The organism is Pseudomonas sp. AC211, from assembly GCF_979258055.1.
The window spans coordinates 3,426,253-3,451,475 of record NZ_OZ409830.1 but is presented as its reverse complement, the minus strand read 5'-3'; the positions used below and the strand labels follow the sequence as shown (position 1 = coordinate 3,451,475).

Genomic DNA, 25,223 nt, shown 5'->3' with positions numbered 1-25,223 from the left:
AGGAAATGCACTGCACCTCTAGGAGCCAGCTTGCTGGCGAACCCTGCAAACGTCGGTGTCGGTCTGTGCGATCGCTTCGCGACTAAAGTCGCTCCTACAGACATCAAGTGCGTCACTCAGTCCCTGTAGGAGAGGCTTTAGCCTCGATTGCTGCAAACGCCGATTTAACTAAAGCGCCGCCGGGCAAGTCATTTCCGTCACTTGCTTGCGCGCGCCCTGCAGCCGCTCCACCAGGCGCTCGCGCTGCTGCTGGCTGGCGCTGGCGAGCAGGTCGCTGAACAAATCTGCCAAGGCGTTCTGGGCGCCAACGAAGCGTTCGCGATACGCCGGGGTCGCGACGCTCATGCGGTCTTGCAGTAGGCCTTTCACCTGATCTGGAAACTGTGGGCCGCGCCGCTCCCGCACGGCCGCCAGAAACGCCTGTTGCCAGGCACGATTGTTATCCAGCCACGCCTCGTTGTAGTCGCCAAGCTGCTTGGCCCACACCTTCACCCGCGCTTTCTGTTCCGGCTGCAAGCGGCCAAACCACGGCTTGAGCCGTTCTTCCATGCGCTCGCGACGTTCGTCGATCTGCTCGGCGAGCGGAACGCCGAGGTATTCGTCGCGCTGTTCCTCGTTCTGCTTGGCCATGTTCTCGCCAAGCGCCGTGACCTGTTGATCGCTCAAGCCTTGCAGCAATTGAGTGGCGTCGGGTGTGAGGCGCACGGCCACAGCGTCGACGGCATGGCGAAACGCGCTGAATTGCGCGTCGAACTCGGCGGGGGCGGGATCGGGTTCGGTGGCCAGCTCGGCACTGCGTTGTAGCCAGTCGGCATACAGCGGCAACTGCGTGGTGCAGTGCCAGTTCAGGTGCGTGACCAGGCGCGGTTTGAGCCAGGCTTTCTGCTCGGGTGTGAGGGGAATGTAGTTGTCCAGCGACCAGGGAATCAGCCAGTCGAGGTTGCGGTAGCCCAGGTCCAGGCGGCTGCACGAGGTGAGCAGCGCCAGGCTGATGACCAGCAACACAATGCGCAATCGCGTGGCCATGGGCGGCTCCTCTGCAGATGTACGCAAGCATAGACCCGGCACAGGTGCAGAAGTGCTAGGTGTCGCGTTGGCCCGCATGAGACTGCCAACGCCGGAACAGCGGCTCGGCCAGGAACAACACCAGCAGCAAGCGCATCACCTGCATGGCGGTTACCAGCGGCACCGACAGTTGCAGGGTTTCGGCGGTCAGGCTCATCTCGGCAATGCCGCCGGGCATCATGCCCAGGGTCAGCGAGCGGATATCCAAATGCGTGAGCCAGCCCAGGCCCAGCGCGCACACGGCGGCAAAGCCAATCATCAGCGCGGTGCCCAGTAAGGTGCGGGCGAGAAAGGAGGGCGCGCGGCGGAAGAAGGCGCGGTCGAAGTGGCAGCCTAGGCCACTGCCGATAAGCAACTGCCCAACCTGACTGGCACCTGGCGGCAAACCAAGGTTCAAGTCGAACAGCATGCTCGCGCCTGCGCTGATAAGCAGCGGGCCGAACAGCCAGGGATTGGGTTGCTTCAAGCGTTGCCACAGCAGCGCCACCGCGCCACCGAGTGGAACCAGTGCAGCGAGCCACAGCCAGTCGACCTGCCCGCTATGGCTGAGCGCCGGGCCATCGCCCATAAAGAATTTGAAGGTGGCCGGCACGCACAGCACCACCGCGACCACGCGCAAGCTTTGGCCTGCGGCCACGCGACTGGTGACGGCGCCGTTGCGCAGGCCGAGGTTGACCATCTCACCGGAACCGCCCGGCATGCTGGAGAAAAACGCTGTGGCGCGGTCCTCGCCGGTGCGGCGCAGAAGCCACACGGCGATGCCGCTGGAGAGGGTGGTGATCAGCGCGCCAAACAGAATCAGCCAGAAGTGCGCGGCGACCTGTTCGACCACCGCGCTGGAGAAGTGCAAACCGATGCCAATGCCGATAATCCATTGCCCGGTTTTGCGTCCGCCCGGCAGATCACGGATCAGCCAGGGCGTGCTGCAACGAAACAGGATGACCGCCACCAGTGCGCCGATCATCCAGGGCAGCGGCCAATGGGCCAGGCTGGCCAGGACGCCACCCACGGCGCCCACCAGCGGCGTCGGCCACCAGGGCCGCCCGTTCTCAGGCATTGGCCACCTCGCGGCGTTGTTTCGCACGGCGGCGCCAGATACGCACAATCGGCAGTGCCAACATCACCACCACCAGCACCCACACGCCCATGGTGATTGGGCTGCCCCACAAAATGCCCAGTTCACCATTGGAGATCGACAGCGCGCGGCGCAGGTTCTGCTCCATCAGCCCGCCGAGAATAAAGCCCAGCAGCAGCGGCGACAGCGGGAAGTCGAGCTTGCGCAGGATGTAGCCGAAGATGCCGATGATCACCATCAGGAACAAATCGAAGGTGGTGGCATGCACGGCGTACACGCCGATGGAGGTGATGATGGCGATCACCGGCACCAGCACCCAGTTCGGCACGTTAAGGATGCGGGTGAACAGACGGATCATCGGAATGTTGAGGATCACCAGCATGAAGTTGGCGATAAACAGCGAGGCGATCAGGCCCCAGACGATGTCCGGTTGTTCCTGGAACAGCATCGGGCCGGGGGTGATGTTGTACAGCGTCAGCGCGCCGATCATCACCGCCGTGGTGCCCGAGCCTGGAACGCCGAGGGTCAGCATCGGCACCATGGCACCGCACGCCGCTGCGCCAATCGCCGTTTCCGGTGCGGCCAGGCCGCGCATGTCGCCCTTGCCGAAATTGCCTTTCTCGCCGGCAATTTTCTTCTCGGTCATGTAGGCCACGGCGCTGGCCAGCGTGGCGCCGGCACCCGGCAATACGCCGAGCACAAAACCCATGAGGCCGCAGCGCAGGTTGACGACAAACACCGACGCCGCTTCTTTCACGTTGAACAACATGCGCCCGGTGGCTTTCACCGCGACGTGGCCGTGGTGGGTTTTTTCCAGCAGCAGCAACATCTCACTGACCGAGAACAGCCCGAGCACCAGCACCACGAACTGAATGCCGTCGGCCACATGAATGCTGTCAAAGGTGAAGCGGTACACGCCGCTGTTGGCGTCGATGCCAATGGTCGACAGGAACAGGCCGAGCAGGGCAGCGATAAAGGTTTTCATCGGCCGGTCGCCGGCCATGCCGCCCAAGGCGACGATGGCAAATACCATCAGCACGAAATACTCCGCCGGGCCGAAGGCAATCGCCCACTTGGCCAGCAACGGCGCAAACAGCACCATGCCGCAAATGGCGATAAACGCGCCGATGAACGAACTCCACGCCGACAGCGACAAGGCCACGCCGGCCATGCCCTGACGAGCCATGGGGTAACCGTCGAGGGTGGTCATCACGGTGGAGGCTTCGCCCGGAATGTTCAGCAGAATCGAGCTGATGCGTCCGCCGTATTCGCAGCCCGAGTACACGGCGGCGAGCAGAATCAGCGCCGACTCAGGCGGCAGGCCGAGGGCAAAGGCCACAGGAATCAGCAGTGCCACGCCATTGATTGGCCCCAGGCCCGGCAGCAGGCCGACGACGGTGCCGATCAGCGTGCCGATCAGCGCGGTAATCAGGTTGTACGGGGTGAGGGCAACGCCGAAGCCTTGGCCCAGATAGCCGAGTGTGTCCATGTCAAAGCTCCAGGAAGTCGAGCACGCCGAGCGGCAGGGGAACGTCGAGGGTGCGGTCGAACAGCACGTACAAACCGATGCTGATCAGCACGGCGGCGATGGCGCTGGGTTTCCAGCGGCCGCCATACAGACGGCCCATCAGCATGCCGACCACGGTGCTGGAGATGATAAAGCCCAGCGGCTCGAACAGCCCGGCGTACACCAGCATCAGGACCACGCAGGCCATTACTTTGCGCAGCGAATCGCGGTCCAGCACCGGCTCGCCTTCTTTGTGTTCGATGTGCGTGGGGCGCAGGGTCAGCCACAGCAAGGCGGCGGCCATCAGCCCGAGCATTAGCAGCGGAAAAGCGCGCGGGCCGACCGGCTCGTAAGAGAACGCGGCCTGGTAGCTCCAGGCCAGGTAGGCAAAAACCAGGCATGCGACTAGCCAGCCCGCACTGAAGAGGCGTTGAAAAAGCATGGTGATCTCCTGGCCTGGAGGCGCCGCGATTCGGGCGCCCCGGCTACAGAACGGTGAGAGGAATTACTGGGTCAGGCCGAACTCTTGGGCCATCTGCTTGTAGTCGGCGACGCGTTTTTTCACGTAGCTGTCCAGCTCTTCACCCGTCATTGCGAAGGGATACAGCTCGCGTTGGTCGCGCAGCTTGGCGAAGTCTTCCGAGGCCAATAGTTGGTCGAAGCTGGCTTTCCACCAGGCGTAGTCCTCATCGCTGACCTTTGGCCCGAGGTAGAAGCCGCGCACCACCGGCCAACTGATGTCGTAGCCCTGTTCCTTGGCGGTCGGAATGTCGGCCTTGTCGGCACCCGGCAAACGCTCGTCCGAGAGCACCGCGAGGATGCGCATGTTGCCGGCCTTGATGTGCGGCATGGAGTCGGAAATGTCGGTACTGCCGACCTGGATATGCCCGCCCAGCAGGGCCGTGGCAATTTCGCCGCCGCCTTCGAGCGCCACATAGCGCAGGTCACGCGGGTTGATGCCGGCCGCCTTGGCGAGCATGGCGGTTTGCATCCAGTCCTGGCTGCCGACGGTGCCGGACGAACCGATCACCACTTTGCCCGGATCGGCCTTGAGCGCTTTCACCAGGTCGTCGAGGTTTTTGTACGGCGAGTCGTTGCGCACGGCGATGGCGCCGTAGCTGGTGCCGATGCCAGCGAGCCAGCGCACCGCGTTTTCATCGAACCGGCCGAAGTTGCCCTGCGCCAGGTTGAGCAGCGAACCGCTGGACCAGGCCGTAATCGTGCCGGCATCGCCAGGCCGCTGCGCGACCACGGCGTTATAGGCCACGGCACCCACGCCGCCGGGCATGTAGGTGACGCGCATGGGTTTGGTCAGCAGCTTGGAATTCATCAGCGCGCTTTGCGCCAGCTTGCACGTCAGATCGAAACCGCCACCGGGTGCGGCCGGGGCGATGCATTCAGGGCGTTTGGGCTCGGCCATCAATTGGCTGCTGAGCATCAGGCAGCCAGCGGCCAAGGCGAGGCGGCGGTGCAGGGGCTTGATCATGTGAAGTCTCCCGTGGAGTTTTTATTTTGGGTCAGGAAATCAGGTGATGGCTTCGCAGTTCAGTACAGGGCGAGCGTATAGCCGACCATGATGCGAATCTCGTCGGCGTCACGGGCGAAGTTCGAGCGGAACGTGGCGTTGCGCACGCGCAGCGATACGTTCTTCAGCGCGCCGCTCTGCACCACGTATTTGAACTCGGTGTTGCGTTCCCACTCTTTGCCGGTTTCGTTGCTGCCGGTGACTTCGGCGTTGTCGCCGCTGACATAGCGGGTCATGAACGTCAGGCCGGGCACGCCGAGCTTGGCGAAGTCATAGTCGTAGCGCGCTTGCCAGGAGCGTTCCTCGGCGTTGGCGAAGTCATTGATCTGCACGAAGTTGATCAGGTACGGGTCGGTGCCGTCGACATAGGCAAAGCCGGTGTCGCCGCTCATGTGCTGGTAGCCGAGGCCGAGTTTGTGGCCGTTGAGGCCGTAGCTGAGCATGCCGTTGAGGGCGCGGTTGTCGACCTTGCCGCCTTCGGCTTTGCCTTGGTCGTCGCTGAACGAGGCGCGCAGGTCGGCCGAAACGGTGCCGGGGCCCATGGGCTGCGCGGCCACCAAGCCGATGTAATGCTGGCGGTACACGTCGTCCAGTTGGGCGAAGTGGTAGCTGCCGGTGATTTTGTCGGTGAGCTTGTAGTCGAGGCCGGCGAAGTCGAAGTTGTCGGCGCTGGCGGCACTGGAGAAGCGGCTGTTCTTGTTGTTCAGCGCCAGGTCTTCGTAGTTGGTGTCGTCGCGGTCTTTGGCTTTTTCCAGGCGGCCACCGGTGAAGGTCAGGCCTTTGATTTCTTCGGACGTCAGCAGACCGCCTTCAAAGGTTTGCGGCAGGATGCGGCCGTCGTTGGGGTTTAGCGTGGGCAGTTCGGGAATCAAGCTGCCGACTTTCAAGACGCTGTTGGACACCTTGACCTTGGCGGTCACGCCCAACTTGGAGTACTCGTCGGCCGCTTTGCCGTCATCGTGGGTGGGCAACAGGCCGGTGCCGGTGCGGTCGGGGCTGGAGTCGAGCTTGAGACCGAGCATGCCGAGTGCATCAACGCCGAAACCGACGGTGCCTTCGGTGAAGCCCGACTGCATATCAAGCATAAAACCTTGCGCCCATTCATCGCGCTTGGACTGGCCGGTGCCGTCACGGAAGTCGCGGTTGAAGTACATGTTGCGGGTTTCGAAATTGACGCTGCTGTCTTTAATGAATTCGGCGTGGGCCGTGACGGGCGTCAGGGAAGCGAGGGTTGCGCCTGCGAGCACGAGGGACAGTGGACGCACAGGTGGCAATGCCTGCCGGGTAGCAGTGGGCATGAGGTGTCTCCAGTTTTTGTTTTTGTTTTTGATAGGTGGTTCGAGCCACCTTGGCCGGATGCTAAGGCGCGAAACTTTCGCCAAGCTTTCACGCTGAAAGAAAACGGCGCGGCCCTTCACACGCGCGAGCGGCCCGTTACACTCCACGGCACACGCCGTCTTGCGGAGAATCCCGGTGCGCATTTTGTTGGTCGAAGACCACCCCCAACTGGCCGATAGCATTGCCCAGGCTTTCAAGGCCGCCGGCTGGACAGTAGACGTGCTGCACGACGGCGTGGCGGCTGACCTGGCCTTGAGCAGCGAAGACTACGCACTGGCGGTGCTCGATGTCGGGCTGCCGCGCATGGAAGGGTTTGAAGTGCTCGCGCGCCTGCGGGCACGGGGTAAAACCCTGCCGGTGCTGATGCTCACCGCACGCGGTGAAGTGAAGGACCGCGTGCACGGGCTTAACCTCGGCGCCGACGATTACCTGGCCAAGCCCTTCGAGCTGACCGAGCTGGAGGCGCGCGTGAAAGCATTGCTGCGCCGCAGCGTGCTCGGCGGCGAGCAGCAGCAGCGTTGCGGCCCGTTGTTGTATGACCTGGGCACGCGGCGCTTCAGCCTCAATGATGAAGTGCTGACGCTGACCTCCCGCGAGCAAGCCGTGCTCGAGGTGCTGATCGCCAGGCCGGGGCGGGTGATGAGCAAGGAGCAGCTTGCTTCGCAGGTGTTCGGCCTGGATCAGGACGCCAGCCCCGACGCCATTGAAATCTACGTGCACCGCCTGCGCAAAAAGCTGGAAGGCAGCTCGGTGCGCATCGTCACCTTCCGGGGTTTGGGCTACTTGCTGGAAAGCCAGGATGCGTGAGATCGGCAGCCTCCGTGGGCGCCTGCTGCGCCGGTTGGCCGCCCTGTTTGCCGCGCTGTTACTAATTGGCAGCCTGAGCGCCTACTGGAACGCGCGCCAGGCGGCCGACACCGCATACGACCGCACCCTGTTGGCGTCGGCGCGGGCAATTTCGGCAGGGCTGTACGAGGATGACGGCAGCCTGCGCGCCGACGTGCCGTATGTGGCGCTGGATACCTTCGCCTACGACAGCGCCGGGCGAATTTTCTATCAAGTCACCGACGTGCAAGGAAAGCTGATTTCCGGCTACGAAAGCCTGCCCGACCCGCCGCGCAACACGCCGCGCACCGACGACTATCCGGCGCTGGCGCGTTTTTACGACGCCAATTACCAGGGCGTGGACGTGCGCGTGGTGAGCTTGTTGCGCCCGGTCAGCGAGCCGACCATCAGCGGCACCGCCGAAATTCGTGTGGCGGAAACCGAAGAGGCGCGCGAACGCCTCGCGCGCGGGCTGCTGGTGGATTCGCTGTGGCGCTTGGCGCTGCTGTCGCTGACGGCGCTGGTGCTGGTGTGGTTCACCATCAGCGCCGCGCTGCGCCCGCTTAATCAATTGCGCAACGCCGTGGCCGAGCGGCAACTGGACGACTTGCGGCCGTTGCCGGTGGTCGCCACTGCGCGGGAATTGATGCCGCTGGTGGAGGCGCTGAACCAATTCACCGAACGCTTACGCGGATTGTTTCAGCGCCAGGCCGACTTTATTGCCGAAGCGTCCCACGAACTGCGTACGCCGTTGGCGGCGTTGAAAGCGCGGGTTGAGCTGGGGCTGCGCGAGCAGGAGCCGCAGCGCTGGCAGCAGACATTGCGTGAAACCGCGCAGAACACCGACAGCCTTACCCACCTGGCTAATCAATTGCTGTCATTGGCGCGCATTGAAAGTGGCGCGCGAGCAATCGCCGAGGGTGGCGCGGAGCAAATCGACCTGAGTCAGCTGTGCCGCGAGCTGGGCATGGCGCTGGCACCGCTGGCGCATTCCAAAGGCATTGCGTTAGCGCTGGAGGCCGAGCAGCCGGTATGGCTGACCGGCGAGCCGACGTTGCTCAATGAGCTACTGAGCAACCTGGTCGACAACGCCCTGGCCCATACGCCGGCCGGCGGCAATGTGATTTTGCGCGTGCTGGCGCCGAGCATTCTGGAAGTGGAAGACGACGGGCCAGGTATTCCGGCGGACCAGCGCGATAAGGTGTTCCAACGTTTCTACCGGCGCAATCCGCAGAAAATTGGCGGGGCAGGGCTGGGATTGGCGATTGTTGGCGAGATTTGCCGTGCGCATCAGGCGACCATCACGTTGCATGACGGGCCGAGCGGCGGGCTGTTGGTGCGGGTGGCGTTTTTGCCGGTCTAGCGTGTTGGGCTTCGCTGGCGCTCAGCCCAACCTACGGTGATGGGGCGCTGTTATTGCAGCATGCCCATGGCCGCTTCCATGGCGGCGGAGAGGTCTTCGTCGGCGTTCAGATCGGCGCTTGGGTCGAGGCCAAGCTTGGCGAAGGCCGGAATCTGCGACCAGTCGAGCTGGGTGTAAGGGTGTTCGCTGCCCAGGTAGCTCTGCAGGGTGGCGACCTGAACGATGTCGACGTAATCCGCTTTTGGCGAGTTGCGGGTGAAGTCCAGGTATTGGCTCGGGAGGATGGCGATGTTCTCGGGGAAATCCCACGCTCTGAGAATTTTGTCGCCAATGATCGGGTGAATTTTCTCGATCACGTGGTTGAGGCTGATGGAGTCGGACAGCAACTCATCGTGTTCCTCGGCGTAGGTCAGAATCGGCAGCACGCCGATCTGGTGGATCAGGCCGGCGAGGGTGGCTTGGTCGGGCATCAGGCGCGTGTAGTGACGGCACAGCACGTGGCTGATGCCAGCGATTTCGGTGCTCTTGTTCCACACTTCACGCATTTTGCGGTCGACCACGTCGGAGGTGGCCTGGAACATCTGTTCCATCGCCAGGCCGGTCGCCAGGTTGCAGGTGTAGTTGATGCCGAGGCGGCTGACGGCCATTTGCAGATCGGTGATTTCTTTATTGGTGCGCAGCAACGGGCTGTTCACCACTTTGATGATGCGCGCAGTCAGGGCGGCGTCGTTGCCGATCACCTTGCTGAGCTGGGGGATGCTGATGTCCGGGTCTTCCGCCGCTTCGCGAACTTTCAGCGCCACTTCAGGAAGGGTCGGCAGTACCAGTTCATCGTTTTCGATGGCCTGGATCAGTTCGTGTTGGACTTTATCAGCGAGTTTGCTCATGGACGTTTCTCTGGAGACTGGGGCGCTTGGCGGGCAGGCGGCCGGAAAGTAATAGGGTTAACGCTGAATCTCGCGATCCGAGTTCAAGGTGTAAGGCAGGTCCAAGAGCTGCAAAGCCGGGCCGGTTTCGCTGCCGAGATGAATCCGTCCATCAGTGACGGCATCTTCCTGCAATACCGCCAACAGTTCCACGCCCGTTTCGCTTTGTGCGGCCAGCACCACTTCGCCAACGCTGGAGCGGTGCACGGGGGAGAACAGTTCGCTGGCCACGGCCGGTAATTCGGCGCCTTCCAGGCTCAAGCGCTGCAAGCGGCGTTTGAGTTTGCCGAGGTACTGCATGCGCGCGACGATTTCCTGGCCGGTGTAGCAACCTTTTTTGAAGCTGACGCCGCCCACGGCCTGCAAATTGATCATTTGCGGAATAAACAGCTCGCGCGTCGCGCCAAATACCTGGCCGATGCCGGCGCGAACCTGGGCGAGTAGCCAGCTGTTAAGGGGACGCTCTGGGAGTTTGGCCTGGATTTGTTGCATGACGTCGGCGCTGATGGCGCTGCGAATCCAGAGCTCGACGCGGCCGTCGCTCAGGCGAATGGCGAACAAATTGTCTGTACGGGCAACGCCATCGGCTTCGGTCGGCAGCATCAGGCCAAGCTCGCTGAGGACTTCGTCGGCGTTGTAGAGGCCGATACGCAGCCAGTCGGCGCTTTCGTCACTGAGAGTGGATTTGGAAAAGACGGCGTATTTTTTCAGGTCGGTGAGCTGCGGTTCCAGCAGTTCGCTGGCCATCGCCAGCACATAGCCGTCGCCTTCGCTGACAATGCGAAAGCTCGACACCATGCGGCCTTTGGGGGTGCAGCGGGCGCCGAGGCTGGCGTTGCTATCGCTCAGGTAGTTGAGATTGCAGGTGACCTGGCCTTGAAGGAATTTGCTGGCGTCGGGGCCGCGAACGGCAAGAACGCCTTCGTGGGACAGCGTGCAGAAAAAAGCTGAATCGGCCATGAGAAATCGCTGATTGAAAGTCTGGGGGGCTAATCATAGGGCCCTGCCTTGAGCTTGTCAGCGGGTGCCGGTATCGGCGTGGCGCCGCTATACTGCCGGCCTATTTTGCAGGAGCCGCTTTGATGGTCGACGATATTGAACTGAACCGCCTGTTTTGGCACAGCCGCCGCGGCATGCTGGAACTCGACGTGTTGCTGGTGCCCTTCGTTCGCGAAGTCTACCCGAGCCTGGATGACGCAGACCGCGAGCGCTATCGCAAACTGCTGGAGTGCGAAGATCAGGACATGTTTGGCTGGTTCATGCAGCGCGGCGAGCCGGAAGACGCCGACCTGCGCCGCATGGTTCGCATGATTCTGGATCGTGTCCAACCCAAGTAAAGCTTTCGAATGCCGCTGGCAGCCTCTCCCGGCGTCTGCTGGCGGTGTATCTCGGCGCACAGCTCGGCGCCTGGCTCGCCTTGCTGGTGGAGGCCCTTCCTATATGGATGACGCTTCTGGGCGGTGCGCTGTGTAGCGCTCATGCCGTCTGGACTTGGCGCTTCGCCACTTCTCACTTTTCTGGCATTCGCCATGACGCGGACGGGTGGCACCTGTGGCAGACCGGCCATGGCTGGCAGTCGGTTCAGTTGTTCCCCGACAGCATGGCGTTGCCGCAAGTGGTTGTGCTGCGCTTTCGTCTGCCGGGGCAGTGGTGGGTTCGGGGGCTTTGTGTGGCGAGCGACGCGATTGCCGGCGGATGTCCACCGGCGCCTGCGGGTACGGCTGAAATTCACTCGCCGTAGATGGGCGGCACCAGAATAGTGTCGCGGGCTTCGGGCAGTTGGTCCGGGTAGTCGAGGGTGTAATGCAGGCCGCGTGATTCTTTGCGCTGCATGGCGGAGCGAATGATCAGCTCGGCCACCTGGGCCAGGTTGCGCAGCTCGATCAGGTCGCGGCTGACTTTGTAGTTGCTGTAGAACTCATCAATTTCGTCGAGCAGCAAGCGCACGCGGTGCTGAGCGCGCTGCAGGCGCTTGTTGGTGCGCACGATGCCGACGTAGTCCCACATAAACCGGCGCAACTCATCCCAGTTGTGGGCAATGATCACGTCTTCGTCCGAATCGGTCACCTGACTGGCGTCCCAGCTCGGCAGGCGCTGCGGTGTGGGTTTGCTCACCAATTGTTGAAGGATGTCCGCCGCTGCCGAGCGGGCATAGACGAAGCATTCGAGCAACGAGTTGCTGGCCATGCGGTTGGCGCCGTGCAGGCCGGTAAAGGTGGTTTCGCCAATGGCGTACAGGCCCGGCACGTCGGTGTGGCCATGTTGGTCGACCACCACGCCGCCGCAGGTGTAGTGGGCGGCCGGTACCACCGGGATCGCTTCCTTGGTGATGTCGATGCCAAACCCCAGGCAGCGCTCATAAAACAGTGGGGAAGTGGCTTTTGATGAATTCGGCGGGTTTGTGGCTGATGTCCAGGTACAAACAGTCGACACCGAGGCGCTTCATTTCGTGGTCGATGGCGCGGGCCACGATATCGCGCGGGGCCAACTCGGCGCGTGGGTCGAAACGCTGCATAAAGCGCTCGCCGTTCGGCAGCTTGAGCAAGCCGCCTTCGCCACGGATGGCTTCGGTAATCAGAAAGCTCTTGGCCTTGGGGTGGTACAGGCAGGTCGGGTGGAATTGATTGAATTCCAGGTTGCCGACCCGACAGCCCGCGCGCCAAGCCATGGCAATGCCGTCGCCACAGGCGCCGTCAGGGTTACTGGTGTACAGATAAACCTTGGCGGCACCGCCGCTGGCCAGCACGGTGAAGCGCGCTCCGTAGGTGTCGACTTCGCCGCTGTTTCTATTCAGCACGTACGCGCCCAGGCAGTTGTGGCCGGGCAGCCCTAGCTTGCGTTCGGTAATGAGGTCGACTGCAACGCGCTGTTCTAGCAGCTCGATATTCGGACGCTGCCGGGCTTGGGCGAGGAGGGTGTTGAAAATGGCTGCGCCAGTGGCGTCGGCGGCATGGATAATTCTGCGGTGGCTGTGGCCGCCTTCTCGCGTCAGGTGGAATTCGAACCCACCATCTTCCCGCGCGGTTTCATCGTCACGGGTAAAGGGCACGCCTTGTTCGATCAACCATTCGATGGCCTCGCGGCTGTGCTCGACGGTGAAGCGCACAGCGTCTTCACGGCACAGGCCGGCGCCTGCGTCGAGGGTGTCGGCAACGTGGGATTCGACGGTGTCAGTGGTGTCGAGCACAGCTGCAACGCCGCCCTGTGCCCAATAAGTTGAACCATTTGTGAGGTCACCCTTACTAAGCACGGCTATGCGCAAATGGCTTGGCAGGGTCAGCGCCAGAGTGAGGCCGGCAGCGCCGCTGCCGATGACCAGAACGTCGTGCTGAAAATGTTGGCTCATGTTCGAATTCCACGAGAAGCGGCCACTAGTATATAGGCGGGGCGGGCTGCACAATAGCGGGCTTATGACGGCCGCTGGGCCCTGGGAACTTTCTTAGACTTCCAGGTTCCATAGGCAGTCACCCAGACGGGGACAATGCCGTTTGCGTTGTATCGAGAGCGGCTGTTGCCGCGGCCTCATTACAACTAAACCGGTGACAAGATTATCCGCGCAGCCGGCGTGCTAGCCGTGCTGCGCGATTCCGTGCAAGACAAAAGAATATGTGTGCGGAACGTGTTTGGAGGGGAGAACTTTTGCGCAAGACCCGAGTCTATCTTGGCAAGTTGATTCACTTGCTGGAACAGCATTCTCTCCGAACTCAATTGAGGAGTGTTCATGCTTACCCAGGAAGATGATCAGCAGTTGGTCGAGCGGGTGCAGCGTGGCGACAAACGAGCTTTTGATCTGTTGGTGCTGAAGTATCAGCACAAGATTCTCGGGTTGATAGTGCGTTTTGTGCACGATCCTCATGAAGCTCAGGATGTTGCCCAGGAAGCGTTTATTAAAGCTTTCCGTGCACTGGCTAATTTTCGCGGCGACAGCGCCTTTTATACATGGCTGTACCGCATCGCCATCAACACGGCGAAGAATCATCTGGTGTCGCGCGGTCGTCGCCCACCAGAAAGTGATGTAAGCGCTGAAGACGCAGAGTTCTCACGAGGGCGATCACGCACTCAAGGACATCGAATCTCCAGAGCGGTTGATGCTACGGGACGAGATTGAAAACGCCGTGCATCGAACCATTGAACAATTGCCAGAAGATTTGCGCACCGCGCTAACTTTGCGAGAGTTTGATGGTCTTAGTTACGAGGACATTGCGAGTGTCATGCAATGTCCAGTAGGTACCGTACGGTCGCGGATTTTCCGAGCCCGTGAGGCCATTGATAAAGTCCTGCAACCTTTGTTGCAGGGAGCCTGAGACAGCGGCGCTAGCCAAGAGAGGAATCGCCATGAGTCGTGAAGCCCTGCAAGAATCGTTATCCGCCCTTATGGATAACGAGGCAGATGAGCTGGAGCTGCGCCGCGTGCTCAGCGCCAGCGAAGACGCCCAATTGCGCTCGACTTGGGCGCGCTATCAAGTAGCTCGTGCAGTTATGCACAAAGATCTGCTGGTACCGAACCTCGATATCGCTTCGGCGGTGTCCAAGGCGCTCGCCGATGAAGCTGCTCCGGTTGTTGCTCCTGTAGCTGTGGTTGCGGGTCGTTGGCGCGGTCTGGGTCGCTTGGCAGTTGCTGCCTCGGTGACTCTGGCGGTTCTGGCTGGCGTTCGTCTCTATAACCAAGACGAAGTGATGGGTACGCAACTCGCCCAGAACAACGTGCAGCCAACGCTGCCAATGCCTCAAGTACAGGGCGCTGCTCTGTTGGCTGGCTATACCGAGAGCTCCGAGCCGGTTTCCGCTCAGCAATCCAAAGCTTCAAGCCCGAGCCAATTGAACTGGCACGAGCAGCGCTTGCCGGGCTATCTGCGTCAACACGCGCAGCAGGCTGCGATGAGCACGTCTGAAGGTGTGTTGCCCTATGCGCGTGCTGCAAGTCTGGAAAACCGCTGAGGAGGATCATGCGCGGACTTTCCTACCTGCTTCTGTTAGGTGGCGCGCTGGCCCAGCCAGTTAGCGCCGCCGACGCGCAAGATTGGCTGGGCCGCCTCGCTGAGGCCCAGCAGCAGCAAAGTTTCCACGGCACGTTTGTCTACGAACGTAACGGCAGTTTCTCCACTCATACAATCTGGCATCAGGCGTCTGGTGGCGCAGAAGTGCGCGAGCGGCTTTTGCAACTCGACGGGCCGGTGCAAGAAGTGGTGAAGGTTGGGCGTCGCACCGAGTGTGTAAGCGGTGGCTTGGCCGATCAGGTTGCCGAAGGTCAGAGTTGGCCTGTTCGAGCGCTGGATACCAAACAACTTTCAGCCTGGTACGACTTGCGCATTATTGGCGAGTCGCGTGTCGCTGGGCGGGACGCGGTGGTGCTAGCGGTGTTGCCGCGTGATCAGCACCGTTATGGCTTCGAGCTGCATCTAGACCGCGAAACAGGCTTGCCGCTGAAGTCGTTGCTGCTTAATGAAAAAGGCCAACTGCTTGAGCGTTTCCAGTTTTCTACTATCGAAATGAACCCTCCTTCAGAAGCTGACCTGAAACCAGGTTCGAGCTGCCAGCCCGTTCGCTTTGTCGAAAGTAAGGCCGTGGATCCGAAGGCGTGGCACTCCGAATGGATGCCGCCCGGTTTCAGTCTCAATAGCGCGGTCGAGCGCCACAGCGCGCTATCTTCCCAACCTGTCGCATGCCTGATGTATGGCGATGGTTTGGCGCGTTTTTCGGTTTTCCTCGAGCCGCTGAATGGTGCCACGGTTGAAGATGCTCGCACGCAGTTGGGTCCCACTGTTGCGGTTTCCAAACGCATCTCTACCACCTCGGGCGACGTGATGGTCACGGTTATTGGCGAAATCCCGTTAGGAACTGCCGAGCGTGTCGCGCTATCGATGCGCGCCGGGGACATGCAGGCGGCGCAATAACGCTGTCGAGATTTTCACGCGAGCGCTCAGTTACGGTTCGCGTGTTCACCATAGAGTCGTATGTCGCGTTCTATCGGCGCGACAATTCATGTGGTACTTGCTTTTCCTTTATGGGAGCCGAAGTCAATGCTTAGCCTTAAATCTGGCTTATCTGCCTTTCTGACATTGTTTTTACTGGGGCAGACGTTAACTGCCCACGCTGAACTTCCTGATTTCACTACCCTGGTCGAGGCTGCCGCGCCGGCCGTCGTCAACATCAGTACGACGCAGAAGGTTCCGGACCGTGTTGCAGGCGCTTCCGGCCAAGACATTCCTGATCTGGAAGGTCTGCCGCCGATGTTTCGCGAATTCTTCGAACGCAACATGCCCCCACAGCAACGCTCGCCCCAAGGCCGCCAGCAACAGCGTGGCGCGCAGTCGCTGGGCTCCGGCTTCATCATTTCTCCCGATGGCTATGTGCTGACCAACAACCACGTCGTGACTGGCGCTGACGAAATTATCGTGCGCCTGTCTGACCGCAGCGAATTGAAAGCCAAGCTGATCGGCGCTGATCCTCGCACCGACGTGGCATTGCTCAAGGTTGATGGCAAAAATCTTCCGGTCGTGAAAATCGGTAAATCGGAAGAACTCAAAGTTGGCGCTTGGGTGCTCGCCATTGGCTCGCCATTTGGCTTTGACCACTCCGCTACCGCCGGCATCGTCAGCGCGAAGGGACGCAGCCTGCCGAATGAGAGCTATGTGCCGTTCATTCAAACTGACGTGGCGATCAACCCCGGCAATTCGGGTGGCCCGCTGTTTAACCTGAATGGCGAAGTAATCGGTATCAACTCGCAAATTTTCACCCGTTCGGGTGGCTTCATGGGCCTGTCGTTCGCCATTCCGATGGATGTGGCGATGGACGTGGCCAATCAGTTGCGAACCGAAGGCAAAGTCAGCCGTGGCTGGCTGGGCGTAGTGATCCAAGAGGTCAACAAAGACCTGGCTGAGTCGTTTGGTCTGGATAGACCAGCCGGCGCATTGGTCGCTCAAGTGATGGAAGACGGTCCCGCAGCCAAAGGCGGCCTGCTGGTCGGCGACGTTATTTTGAGCCTAAACGGCCAACCTATCGTCATGTCGGCAGATCTACCTCACCTGGTCGGCCGCATGAAGGCGGGCAGCAAAGCCCAGTTGGAAGTGATTCGTGAAGGCTCGCGCAAGACCGTGGAATTGACCATCGGCAACCTGCCCGCCGATGACGATGAAGTCGCTGCCAACGGTGGCGGTGAGTCGGCCGTGGAACGCAACAGCAATCGTATGGGCGTCAAGGTTGCTGAGCTCACCGCTGACGAGCGCAAAGCGCTTGATCTCAAGGGCGGTGTGGTCATCAAGGAAGTACAAGACGGCCCTGCCGCTCTTATTGGTCTGCGTCCAGGCGATGTCATCACTCACCTGAATAACCAGGCCATTGATTCGGCGAAGACTTTTACCCAGGTCGCTCAAGCGCTGCCGAAGAACCGTTCGGTGTCGATGCGCGTGCTTCGTGAAGGCCGTGCAAGCTTCATTACCTTCAAGTTGTCTGAGTGACGCTTAGTCGGTAATACACAAAAGGGCGGTTTTTACCGCCCTTTTTCGTGGGCGCCTGTCGGCGGCACGGGTGACGCCCCTGCCGCCGATCGGGTACACTTCCCGGCTATTTTTCGGCGGGCAATCTGCCTGCGGCCTTTTTGAGTGTTGATCCGTGAGTGACCTGAGTCATATCCGTAATTTCTCCATCATCGCCCACATCGACCACGGCAAATCGACCCTGGCCGACCGATTCATTCAGATGTGCGGCGGTTTGTCCGAACGCGAAATGGAAGCCCAGGTTCTTGATTCCATGGACCTCGAGCGCGAACGCGGCATCACCATCAAGGCCCACAGCGTCACCCTCCATTACAAGGCGCGTGACGGTAAAACCTACCAGCTGAACTTCATTGATACCCCCGGTCACGTTGACTTCACATACGAAGTCAGCCGGTCGCTGGCTGCCTGCGAGGGCGCATTGCTGGTAGTCGACGCCGGTCAAGGCGTTGAGGCGCAATCGGTCGCGAACTGCTACACCGCAATCGAGCAAGGCCTGGAAGTGATGCCCGTATTGAACAAAATGGACCTGCCGCAGGCCGATCCAGACCGCGTCAAAGAAGAAATCGAGAAAATCATCGGCATTGATGCCACCGACGCCGTCGCGTGCAGCGCGAAGAGCGGCATGGGTGTTGATGAAGTGCTCGAGCGTCTGGTGCACACCATTCCTGCGCCCACCGGCAATATTGAGGATCCGCTGCAAGCGCTGATCATCGACTCCTGGTTCGACAATTACCTGGGCGTCGTCTCGCTGGTGCGCGTGCGCCACGGCTGCGTGAAGAAGGGCGACAAGATTCTGGTCAAGTCCACCGGCAAGATTCACTTGGTGGACAGCGTGGGTGTGTTCACGCCCAAGCACACCGCCACGGTGGACCTGAAAGCCGGCGAAGTAGGCTTTATCATCGCCGGCATCAAAGACATTCACGGCGCCCCCGTTGGCGATACGCTGACCCTCAGCTCGACGCCGGACGTTGACGTGCTGCCAGGTTTCAAACGTATTCAGCCGCAGGTTTACGCCGGTCTGTTCCCGGTAAGCTCGGATGACTTCGAAGACTTCCGTGAAGCCCTGCAAAAGCTGACGCTCAACGACTCCTCGCTGCAATACTTACCCGAAAGTTCCGATGCGCTGGGTTTCGGTTTCCGTTGCGGCTTCCTCGGCATGCTGCACATGGAGATCATTCAGGAGCGACTGGAGCGCGAGTACGACCTGGACCTGATCACCACAGCGCCGACGGTAATCTTCGAATTGCTGTTGAAAAATGGCGAAACCATCTACGTCGATAACCCCTCCAAGTTGCCAGATTTGTCGGCAATTGAAGACATGCGCGAGCCGATCGTGCGGGCCAATATCCTGGTTCCCCAGGAGCATTTGGGCAACGTCATCACCTTGTGTATCGAGAAGCGTGGCGTTCAGCGCGACATGCTGTTCCTGGGTACTCAGGTTCAGGTCAGCTACGACCTGCCGATGAACGAAGTGGTGTTGGACTTCTTCGACCGTCTGAAGTCCACCAGCCGCGGTTATGCCTCGTTGGATTACCATTTCGACCGTTATCAGTCGGCCAATCTGGTGAAGCTTGATGTGCTGATCAACGGCGACAAGGTAGACGCCCTGGCGCTGATCGTGCACCGCGACAACGCGCATTACAAAGGTCGTGCGCTGACTGAAAAGATGAAAGAACTGATTCCGCGGCAGATGTTCGATGTGGCCATTCAGGCTGCCATCGGCGGACAGATTGTGGCTCGCACCACCGTCAAGGCGCTGCGCAAGAACGTATTGGCTAAGTGCTACGGCGGTGACGTCAGCCGTAAGCGCAAACTGCTTGAAAAGCAGAAAGCCGGTAAAAAACGGATGAAGCAGGTCGGCAACGTGGAAATTCCACAAGAAGCCTTCCTCGCAGTGCTCAGGTTGGATGGTTAATACCTATGTCGTTCAATTTTCCGCTGTTGTTGGTAATCGCTGTGGCTGTCTGCGGTGTGCTCGCTCTGTTCGACCTGGTGCTGTTGGCGCCTCGTCGCAATGCAGCGGTCGCCGCCTACCAAGGGCAGGTGGCCGAGCCCGATCAAGCCGTGCTTGATCAGCTCAATCGCGAGCCTTTGCTGGTGGAATATGGCAAATCGTTCTTTCCGGTTTTGGCGATCGTGCTGGTGCTTCGCTCGTTCCTGGTTGAACCGTTCCAGATTCCGTCTGGCTCGATGAAGCCAACGCTGGAAGTCGGCGATTTCATTCTGGTGAACAAATTCGCCTACGGCATTCGCTTGCCGGTGCTTGATACCAAGGTCATCGAAGTGGGCGACCCGCAGCGCGGCGATGTCATGGTGTTTCGCTATCCTAGCGAGCCGACCATCAACTACATCAAACGGGTAGTGGGTTTGCCGGGCGACAAGGTGCGCTACACCGCCGATAAACAGCTGTTCGTAAACGGCGAGTCAGTGGCTAAAAAGCTGCTCGGCGAAGAGCCCGGTTCCCTTGGCAGCGCCACGCTGTATCAGGAAAAACTAGGCGAAGTGGAGCACTTGATCCGCATCGAAATGAACCGCTACCGCGCCGATCCGGGCAACGAGTGGACCGTGCCAGCCGGTCATTACTTCATGATGGGCGACAACCGCGATAACTCGAACGACAGCCGTTATTGGAACGATCCGAAAATTCCGAAAGAATTGCTCGGCATGGTTCCAGACAAGAACATCGTCGGCAAAGCGTTTGCGGTCTGGTTGAGCTGGGCTGATCCGAAATTGCGCAACGTGCCGACTCTGTCACGGGTAGGCCTGATTCACTGATCTGTCGGCGCTGCGAAAACCAGCGCCGCACGCTATATATAGTCAGGCCCGCAGAGGCTGTGGACTTTTAAAAAAATACTGACACTGAGGTCAAACATGGCGCTTGCGCGTTCGCAGAAGGGTATGGGGCTGCTGGGGTGGCTGATTCTGCTATCTGTAGTGGCATTTTTTGCCAGCATCACGTTCAAGATGCTTCCGCATTACTTGGACAATATGGCGTTGGAAAAGGCCATCACGTCGGTGGAAACAGACAAAGCGTTGGGCATCGAGAGCGAGCACGACTTCCGTATGCACGTCGTCAAAAGCATGCAGATCAATAGCATCCGCGGCCTCGATCTGGATAAAGCAATGGAAGTTAAAATCGAAAACGGCGAATTCCGTGTGCATCTGAAATACGAGAAGCGCGAACCGGTCATTCAAAACCTCGATCTCGTCGCTCGTTTCGACAAAGAATTCCGCGTGCGTATGCCGTGAGTGCTGCTCTGAGTCGTTTAGAGCGTCAGCTCGGTTATACCTTCCAAGACCAGGATCTGATGATCCTGGCCCTCACTCACCGCAGCTTTGCCGGACGTAATAACGAGCGCCTGGAGTTCCTCGGTGATGCCATCCTCAATTTTGTTGCCGGCGAGGCCTTGTTCGAGCGCTTTCCACAGGCGCGCGAAGGCCAGTTGTCGCGTTTGCGCGCGCGCTTGGTAAAAGGCGAAACCCTGGCCGTTCTGGCCCGCGGTTTCGATTTGGGTGAATACCTGCGCCTGGGTTCCGGGGAGTTGAAGAGCGGCGGTTTCCGCCGTGAGTCGATTCTGGCGGATGCGCTGGAAGCCCTGATCGGCGCCATTTATTTGGACGCTGGCATGGAAGCGGCGCGCGAGCGCGTGTTGGCGTGGCTAAGCTCAGAACTCGACGGTCTGACGCTGGTCGACACCAACAAAGACCCGAAAACCCGCCTGCAGGAATTTCTGCAGTCGCGCGGCTGCGACCTGCCGCGCTACGAAGTGGTGGATATCCAGGGCGATCCGCATTGCCGGACCTTTGTAGTCGAGTGCCAGATCACCTTATTGAATGACAAAACCATCGGGCAGGGCGCCAGCCGCCGTATTGCCGAACAAGTGGCCGCAGCGGCCGCTTTGATTGCCCTTGGTGTGGAGAATGGCCATGACTGATTCAACCGCAACACGCTGTGGCTATGTCGCCATCGTCGGCCGGCCCAACGTGGGCAAGTCGACGCTGCTCAACCACATTCTTGGCCAGAAACTGGCGATCACCTCGCGCAAGCCGCAAACCACTCGCCACAACATGCTTGGCATCAAGACGGAAGGCACGGTTCAAGCCATCTACGTCGATACCCCCGGCATGCACAAGAACGGTGAAAAAGCGCTGAACCGCTACATGAACAAAACCGCATCGGCTGCGTTGAAAGACGTCGACGTGGTGATCTTCGTGGTCGAGCGCACCCGCTGGACCGACGAAGACCAAATGGTTCTTGAGCGCGTGCAGTACGTAGAAGGTCCGGTGATTTTGGCGATCAATAAAACCGACCGCATTGAAGATAAATCCGAGCTCATGCCGCATCTGGAGTGGCTGCAAAGCCAGCTTCCGAACGCGCAGATCGTGCCGATTTCCGCGCAGCACGGGCATAACCTCGACGCGTTGGAAGGCCTGATCGAAAAATACCTGCCGGAAAACGAGCACTTCTTCCCCGAAGACCAGATCACCGACCGCAGCAGCCGTTTCCTCGCCGCCGAACTGGTTCGCGAGAAAATCATGCGTCAGTTGGGTGCCGAGCTGCCGTATCAAATCACCGTCGAAATCGAAGAATTCAAGCAGCAGGGCAAGACCTTGCACATCCACGCCTTGATTCTGGTTGAGCGTGACGGCCAGAAGAAAATCATCATCGGCGACAAAGGCGAGCGCATTAAACGCATCGGCATGGATGCGCGCAAAGACATGGAAGTGCTGTTCGACTCCAAAGTCATGCTCAACCTTTGGGTCAAGGTGAAAGGCGGCTGGTCCGACGATGAACGCGCCCTGCGTTCGCTGGGTTACGCCGACCTTTAAGCCCCGTCGCTGCGAGGCTTCCCATGTTAAACAGCGCGCAACCGGCCTTCATTCTGCATAGCCGGGCCTACCGCGAAAGCAGCGCGCTGGTTGATTTCCTCACACCACAAGGTCGGCTGCGCGCCGTGCTTCGTGGTGCGCGCGGCAAGGCGGGTACGCTCGCTCGGCCGTTTGTGCCGGTGGAAGTCGAGTTTCGTGGGCGGGGCGAACTGAAAAACGTTGGCCGCCTCGAAGCCGCCGGCATTCCCCGCTGGCTAAATGGCGAGGCGCTGTTTAGCGGTTTGTATCTGAACGAGTTGATCCTGCGCTTGCTGCCCGCTGAAGATCCCCATCCCATTCTGTTTGAGCATTACGCCGCAACGCTCGAAGCCTTGGCCGCCGGCCGCGCGCTGGAGCCGTTGCTGCGTGCGTTCGAATGGCGCCTGCTCGATGAGCTGGGGGTATGGTTTTGCCCTCGGTGAAGACCTGAACGGCCAGCCGGTCGTAGCCGGTCAGCTCTATCGCCTGCTGCCCGATGCCGGTTTAGAGCCGGTTCATTTGTTCCAACCGGGGCTGTTTCAAGGCGCCGAATTGCTCGCCATGGTCGAAGCCGATTGGACCGCGCCCGGCGCCCTTGCCGCCGCCAAACGTTTAATGCGCCAAGCCCTGGCACCCCATTTAGGCGGCCGACCGCTGGTCAGCCGTGAATTGTTCATGACGTTGAAGGAGCCACCCCGTGACTGACGCCAACCGAATTCTGTTGGGCGTGAACATCGACCACGTCGCCACGCTGCGCCAAGCCCGTGGCACCCGCTACCCGGACCCGGTAAAAGCCGCGCTCGACGCCGAAGAAGCCGGCGCCGACGGCATCACCGTGCACCTGCGCGAAGACCGCCGCCATATCCAAGAGCGCGACGTGCTGCTGCTCAAGGACGTGCTGCAAACGCGCATGAACTTCGAAATGGGCGTGACCGAAGAAATGCTCAGCTTCGCCGAGCGCATTCGTCCGGCCCACATTTGCCTGGTACCGGAAACGCGCCAGGAGCTCACCACCGAAGGCGGCCTCGACGTTGCCGGCCAGGAAGCGCGAATCAAAGCGGCGGTAGAGCGCCTGGCCCGACTGGGCTGTGAGGTGTCGCTGTTTATCGACGCCGACGAGCGCCAGATTGAAGCCTCACGGCGCATCGGCGCACCGGCTATCGAACTGCACACCGGCCGCTACGCCGACGCCCACACGCCAAGCGAAACCGCCGATGAACTGAAACGAATTGCCGACGGCGTCGCTTTTGGCCTGGCCCAAGGTCTGATCGTCAACGCAGGCCATGGTTTGCACTACCACAACGTGGAAGCGGTGGCGGCGATCAAAGGCGTTAACGAACTGAACATCGGCCATGCGCTGGTGGCGCACGCGTTGTTTGTGGGCTTCAAAGCGGCGGTGGCGGAGATGAAGCAATTGATCGTGGCGGCGGCGAATCGCTAACGCGGTACCCCGATTGTTAAATGGCGCTTGGGTTATTTGCGCGCCGTAATTACGGCGCGCATCGGCGCTGGCAGGCCTTCCACGGTTTTGCTGTGGTCGTTGGGATCAAGGAAGTGACTCAGCGACTGATAGCGCATCCATTCTGTGCTGCGCTGTTCCTCGACGCTGGTCACGCTGACGTCCACGCACTTCACGTCGCTGAAGCCGGCACGGCGCAGCCACAGCTCCAAGGCCGGTACTGAGGGCAAAAACCACACGTTACGCATTTGCGCGTAGCGGTCTTCGGGCACCAACACTTGGTTGACGTCGCCCTCGATCACCAGGGTTTCCAGCACCAACTCGCCGCCTTTAACCAAGCAGTCTTTCAGCGCCAGCAAATGCTCGATGGGCGAGCGGCGGTGGTAGAAAACGCCCATGGAAAATACGGTGTCGAAGCCTTCCAGCCCCGCCGGCAAATCTTCCAGCGCGAACGGCAGATGCCAGGCGCGGCGGTCCGGCAGGTAGCGTTGTACGGCCTGGAATTGGCAGAAGAACAGCCAGTTGGGGTCGATGCCGATCACGCTGTCGGCACCGGCGCCGAGCATTCGCCATTGGTAATAGCCGTTGCCGCAGCCAACATCGAGCACGCGCTTGCCGCGTAAATCCAAATGCGGCGACACCCGCGACCATTTCCAATCCGAGCGCCATTCGGTGTCGACGTGCACGCCGAACAAGTCGAACGGGCCTTTGCGCCACGGCGACAAGCCCATCAGTGCCTGACGCATCTGTGCGCGCGTGGCTTCGTCGCAGTCGCAATCCAGGCGCAGTCCGGTTTCCAGATCAATCAGTGTGGGATGCAAAGCGGGAAGGGCGTCCAGCGCGCCTTGCCAGCGTTCGAGATCGCCGTGGCCTTTTTCCATTTTGCTGTCGAGCTGCGCTTGCAAGCCGTTGGCCCAAGTAGCCAACGGTGTGCCCGCCAAGTGGCGGACCAAAGGGGATAAATCAATCATGGCAAGGCAATCAACGAGGCAAAGTTCAGGCACTGGAACCACGGCACTACTTTGCTGAACCCTGCGGCCAGCAGGCGCTCGCGGTGTTGCTCAAGGCTGTCGGGTTTCATCACGTTTTCAATGGCGTTGCGTTTCTGGGCAATTTCCAACTCGCTGTAGCCGTTGGCGCGTTTGAAGGCGACATGCAGCTCGGTGAGCAGCTCGTGTTCCTGTTCATCATCGAAGCGCAGTTTCTCCGACAGAATCAGCGCACCGCCCGGCAGCAACGCCTGGCGGATCTGAGTCAGCAACTGCAAGCGTTGGTCCGGCTGGATGAATTGCAGGGTGAAATTCAGCGCCACCAGTGACGTGGGTTGCAGTTGCAGGCCAAGAATATCGGCCTCAACCACCTCGACCGGCAGCAACTCCTGAAACATCGAGTCCTGGGCATGCAGGTACTCAGCGCAGCGCTCGACCATGGCGCAGGAGTTATCCACCGCAATGACCCGGCAATCGCTGCAGGTCACATGCCGGCGCAAGGCCTGGGTGACCGCCCCCAGCGAAGAGCCTAGGTCGTAGAGCACGCTGTGCGGCTGAGCGAACTGGGCCGCCAGCACTCCGATGTTCTCGACGATGGTCGGGTAGCCGGGCACCGAGCGTTTAATCATGTCCGGGAACACGCGCGCCACGGCTTCATTGAAGGTGAAGTCCGGCACGGAAGGCAGCGGCACAGCAAAGAGACGGTCGGATTCCTGGCTCACGGTGGTTACGCTTGGCTCAAAAGGGCGCCATTTTAACCAGCTGCACGAGCGCCGCCAGCCCCTTCGGCTGCAAAGGGGCTAAGCG

Annotated in this window: 22 protein-coding genes and 4 pseudogenes; 15 read left to right on the top strand and 11 right to left on the bottom strand. The window is 60.4% G+C overall.

Annotated features, from left to right (window positions below):
* Positions 1-168 precede the first annotated feature (168 nt).
* From ACZZZP_RS16280 to ACZZZP_RS16255, 6 genes are all read right to left on the bottom strand, one after another.
* A complete protein-coding gene (locus tag ACZZZP_RS16280) occupies positions 169-1,026 on the bottom strand; it encodes a DUF6279 family lipoprotein (RefSeq protein ID WP_463383457.1) in 858 nt (285 codons plus the stop codon).
* Positions 1,027-1,081: 55 nt separating this feature from the next.
* Positions 1,082-2,122 carry an AbrB family transcriptional regulator gene (locus ACZZZP_RS16275; protein WP_463383456.1) on the bottom strand — a complete coding sequence of 347 codons (1,041 nt, stop codon included), beginning with the start codon at positions 2,120-2,122 and terminating at the stop codon, positions 1,082-1,084.
* A complete protein-coding gene (locus tag ACZZZP_RS16270; RefSeq protein WP_463536708.1) occupies positions 2,115-3,629 on the bottom strand; it encodes a tripartite tricarboxylate transporter permease in 1,515 nt (504 codons plus the stop codon). The genes ACZZZP_RS16275 and ACZZZP_RS16270 overlap by 8 nt, the downstream gene beginning before the upstream one ends.
* 1 nt (position 3,630) lies before the next feature.
* Positions 3,631-4,089, bottom strand: a complete 459-nt coding sequence (locus ACZZZP_RS16265) for a tripartite tricarboxylate transporter TctB family protein (protein ID WP_463383455.1) — start codon at positions 4,087-4,089, stop codon at positions 3,631-3,633.
* 63 nt (positions 4,090-4,152) lie between these two features.
* Positions 4,153-5,133: a Bug family tripartite tricarboxylate transporter substrate binding protein gene (locus tag ACZZZP_RS16260; RefSeq protein WP_463536707.1), complete on the bottom strand. Its 981-nt coding sequence runs from the start codon at positions 5,131-5,133 to the stop codon at positions 4,153-4,155.
* Between the two features lie 59 nt (positions 5,134-5,192).
* Entirely contained in the window at positions 5,193-6,470 is a 1,278-nt protein-coding gene (locus ACZZZP_RS16255; protein WP_463383454.1) for an OprD family porin, read from the bottom strand.
* Between the two features lie 175 nt (positions 6,471-6,645).
* On the opposite strand from ACZZZP_RS16255, the gene ACZZZP_RS16250 reads away from it, so the two are divergent.
* Both ACZZZP_RS16250 and ACZZZP_RS16245 read left to right on the top strand, forming a co-directional pair.
* Positions 6,646-7,317 carry a response regulator gene (locus ACZZZP_RS16250; protein WP_463383453.1) on the top strand — a complete coding sequence of 224 codons (672 nt, stop codon included), beginning with the start codon at positions 6,646-6,648 and terminating at the stop codon, positions 7,315-7,317.
* The gene (locus ACZZZP_RS16245; RefSeq protein ID WP_463383452.1) at positions 7,310-8,698 is read left to right on the top strand and encodes a sensor histidine kinase; all 1,389 of its coding nucleotides are present in this window, start codon (positions 7,310-7,312) and stop codon (positions 8,696-8,698) included. Before ACZZZP_RS16250 ends, ACZZZP_RS16245 begins: the two co-directional genes overlap by 8 nt.
* Before the next feature lie 50 nt (positions 8,699-8,748).
* Here the strand turns inward: ACZZZP_RS16245 and ACZZZP_RS16240 are convergent, their stop codons facing one another.
* Together ACZZZP_RS16240 and ygfZ are read right to left on the bottom strand one after the other, a co-directional pair.
* A complete protein-coding gene (locus ACZZZP_RS16240) occupies positions 8,749-9,585 on the bottom strand; it encodes an HDOD domain-containing protein (protein WP_122493830.1) in 837 nt (278 codons plus the stop codon).
* Positions 9,586-9,642: 57 nt separating this feature from the next.
* Positions 9,643-10,584 (bottom strand): CAF17-like 4Fe-4S cluster assembly/insertion protein YgfZ, encoded by a 942-nt coding sequence (ygfZ, locus tag ACZZZP_RS16235; RefSeq protein WP_463536706.1) that lies wholly within the window; start codon positions 10,582-10,584, stop codon positions 9,643-9,645.
* Positions 10,585-10,706: 122 nt separating this feature from the next.
* On the opposite strand from ygfZ, the gene ACZZZP_RS16230 reads away from it, so the two are divergent.
* Together ACZZZP_RS16230 and ACZZZP_RS16225 are read left to right on the top strand one after the other, a co-directional pair.
* Positions 10,707-10,961, top strand: coding sequence for an FAD assembly factor SdhE (locus tag ACZZZP_RS16230; RefSeq protein WP_122452870.1), 255 nt, complete (start codon positions 10,707-10,709; stop codon positions 10,959-10,961).
* Positions 10,945-11,384, top strand: a pseudogene (locus ACZZZP_RS16225) (protein YgfX). Before ACZZZP_RS16230 ends, ACZZZP_RS16225 begins: the two are co-directional and overlap by 17 nt.
* Here ACZZZP_RS16225 and nadB read toward each other — a convergent pair.
* Positions 11,353-12,970: pseudogene (nadB, locus tag ACZZZP_RS16220) on the bottom strand (L-aspartate oxidase). The pseudogenes ACZZZP_RS16225 and nadB sit on opposite strands and share 32 nt — an antisense overlap.
* Positions 12,971-13,345: 375 nt before the next feature.
* On the opposite strand from nadB, the pseudogene rpoE reads away from it, so the two are divergent.
* From rpoE to pdxJ, 11 genes and pseudogenes are all read left to right on the top strand, one after another.
* Positions 13,346-13,928: pseudogene (rpoE, locus tag ACZZZP_RS16215) on the top strand (RNA polymerase sigma factor RpoE).
* 31 nt (positions 13,929-13,959) lie between these two features.
* Positions 13,960-14,562 carry a sigma-E factor negative regulatory protein gene (locus tag ACZZZP_RS16210; protein ID WP_463383449.1) on the top strand — a complete coding sequence of 201 codons (603 nt, stop codon included), beginning with the start codon at positions 13,960-13,962 and terminating at the stop codon, positions 14,560-14,562.
* An 8-nt stretch (positions 14,563-14,570) separates the two neighbouring features.
* Positions 14,571-15,518 (top strand): MucB/RseB C-terminal domain-containing protein, encoded by a 948-nt coding sequence (locus ACZZZP_RS16205; protein ID WP_463383448.1) that lies wholly within the window; start codon positions 14,571-14,573, stop codon positions 15,516-15,518.
* A 126-nt stretch (positions 15,519-15,644) separates the two neighbouring features.
* The gene (locus tag ACZZZP_RS16200; RefSeq protein ID WP_463383447.1) at positions 15,645-17,081 is read left to right on the top strand and encodes a DegQ family serine endoprotease; all 1,437 of its coding nucleotides are present in this window, start codon (positions 15,645-15,647) and stop codon (positions 17,079-17,081) included.
* Positions 17,082-17,235: 154 nt separating this feature from the next.
* Positions 17,236-19,035, top strand: coding sequence for a translation elongation factor 4 (gene lepA, locus ACZZZP_RS16195; protein WP_122493824.1), 1,800 nt, complete (start codon positions 17,236-17,238; stop codon positions 19,033-19,035).
* A gap of 5 nt (positions 19,036-19,040) precedes the next feature.
* Positions 19,041-19,895 (top strand): signal peptidase I, encoded by an 855-nt coding sequence (gene lepB, locus ACZZZP_RS16190; RefSeq protein WP_122493823.1) that lies wholly within the window; start codon positions 19,041-19,043, stop codon positions 19,893-19,895.
* Between the two features lie 96 nt (positions 19,896-19,991).
* Positions 19,992-20,369, top strand: coding sequence for a DUF4845 domain-containing protein (locus ACZZZP_RS16185; RefSeq protein WP_463383446.1), 378 nt, complete (start codon positions 19,992-19,994; stop codon positions 20,367-20,369).
* Positions 20,366-21,055, top strand: a complete 690-nt coding sequence (rnc, locus tag ACZZZP_RS16180; protein WP_122452879.1) for a ribonuclease III — start codon at positions 20,366-20,368, stop codon at positions 21,053-21,055. The genes ACZZZP_RS16185 and rnc overlap by 4 nt, the downstream gene beginning before the upstream one ends.
* Positions 21,048-21,950, top strand: a complete 903-nt coding sequence (gene era, locus ACZZZP_RS16175; protein WP_122493821.1) for a GTPase Era — start codon at positions 21,048-21,050, stop codon at positions 21,948-21,950. Before rnc ends, era begins: the two co-directional genes overlap by 8 nt.
* A 23-nt stretch (positions 21,951-21,973) precedes the next feature.
* Positions 21,974-22,673, top strand: a pseudogene (gene recO, locus ACZZZP_RS16170) (DNA repair protein RecO).
* A complete protein-coding gene (gene pdxJ / locus ACZZZP_RS16165) occupies positions 22,666-23,409 on the top strand; it encodes a pyridoxine 5'-phosphate synthase (RefSeq protein WP_122493819.1) in 744 nt (247 codons plus the stop codon). Before recO ends, pdxJ begins: the two are co-directional and overlap by 8 nt.
* Before the next feature lie 32 nt (positions 23,410-23,441).
* On the opposite strand, the gene cmoB is transcribed toward pdxJ, so the two are convergent.
* Both cmoB and cmoA read right to left on the bottom strand, forming a co-directional pair.
* Entirely contained in the window at positions 23,442-24,398 is a 957-nt protein-coding gene (gene cmoB, locus ACZZZP_RS16160) for a tRNA 5-methoxyuridine(34)/uridine 5-oxyacetic acid(34) synthase CmoB (RefSeq protein WP_463536705.1), read from the bottom strand.
* Positions 24,395-25,138 (bottom strand): carboxy-S-adenosyl-L-methionine synthase CmoA, encoded by a 744-nt coding sequence (gene cmoA / locus ACZZZP_RS16155; RefSeq protein WP_463536704.1) that lies wholly within the window; start codon positions 25,136-25,138, stop codon positions 24,395-24,397. The genes cmoB and cmoA overlap by 4 nt, the downstream gene beginning before the upstream one ends.
* Positions 25,139-25,223 lie beyond the last annotated feature (85 nt).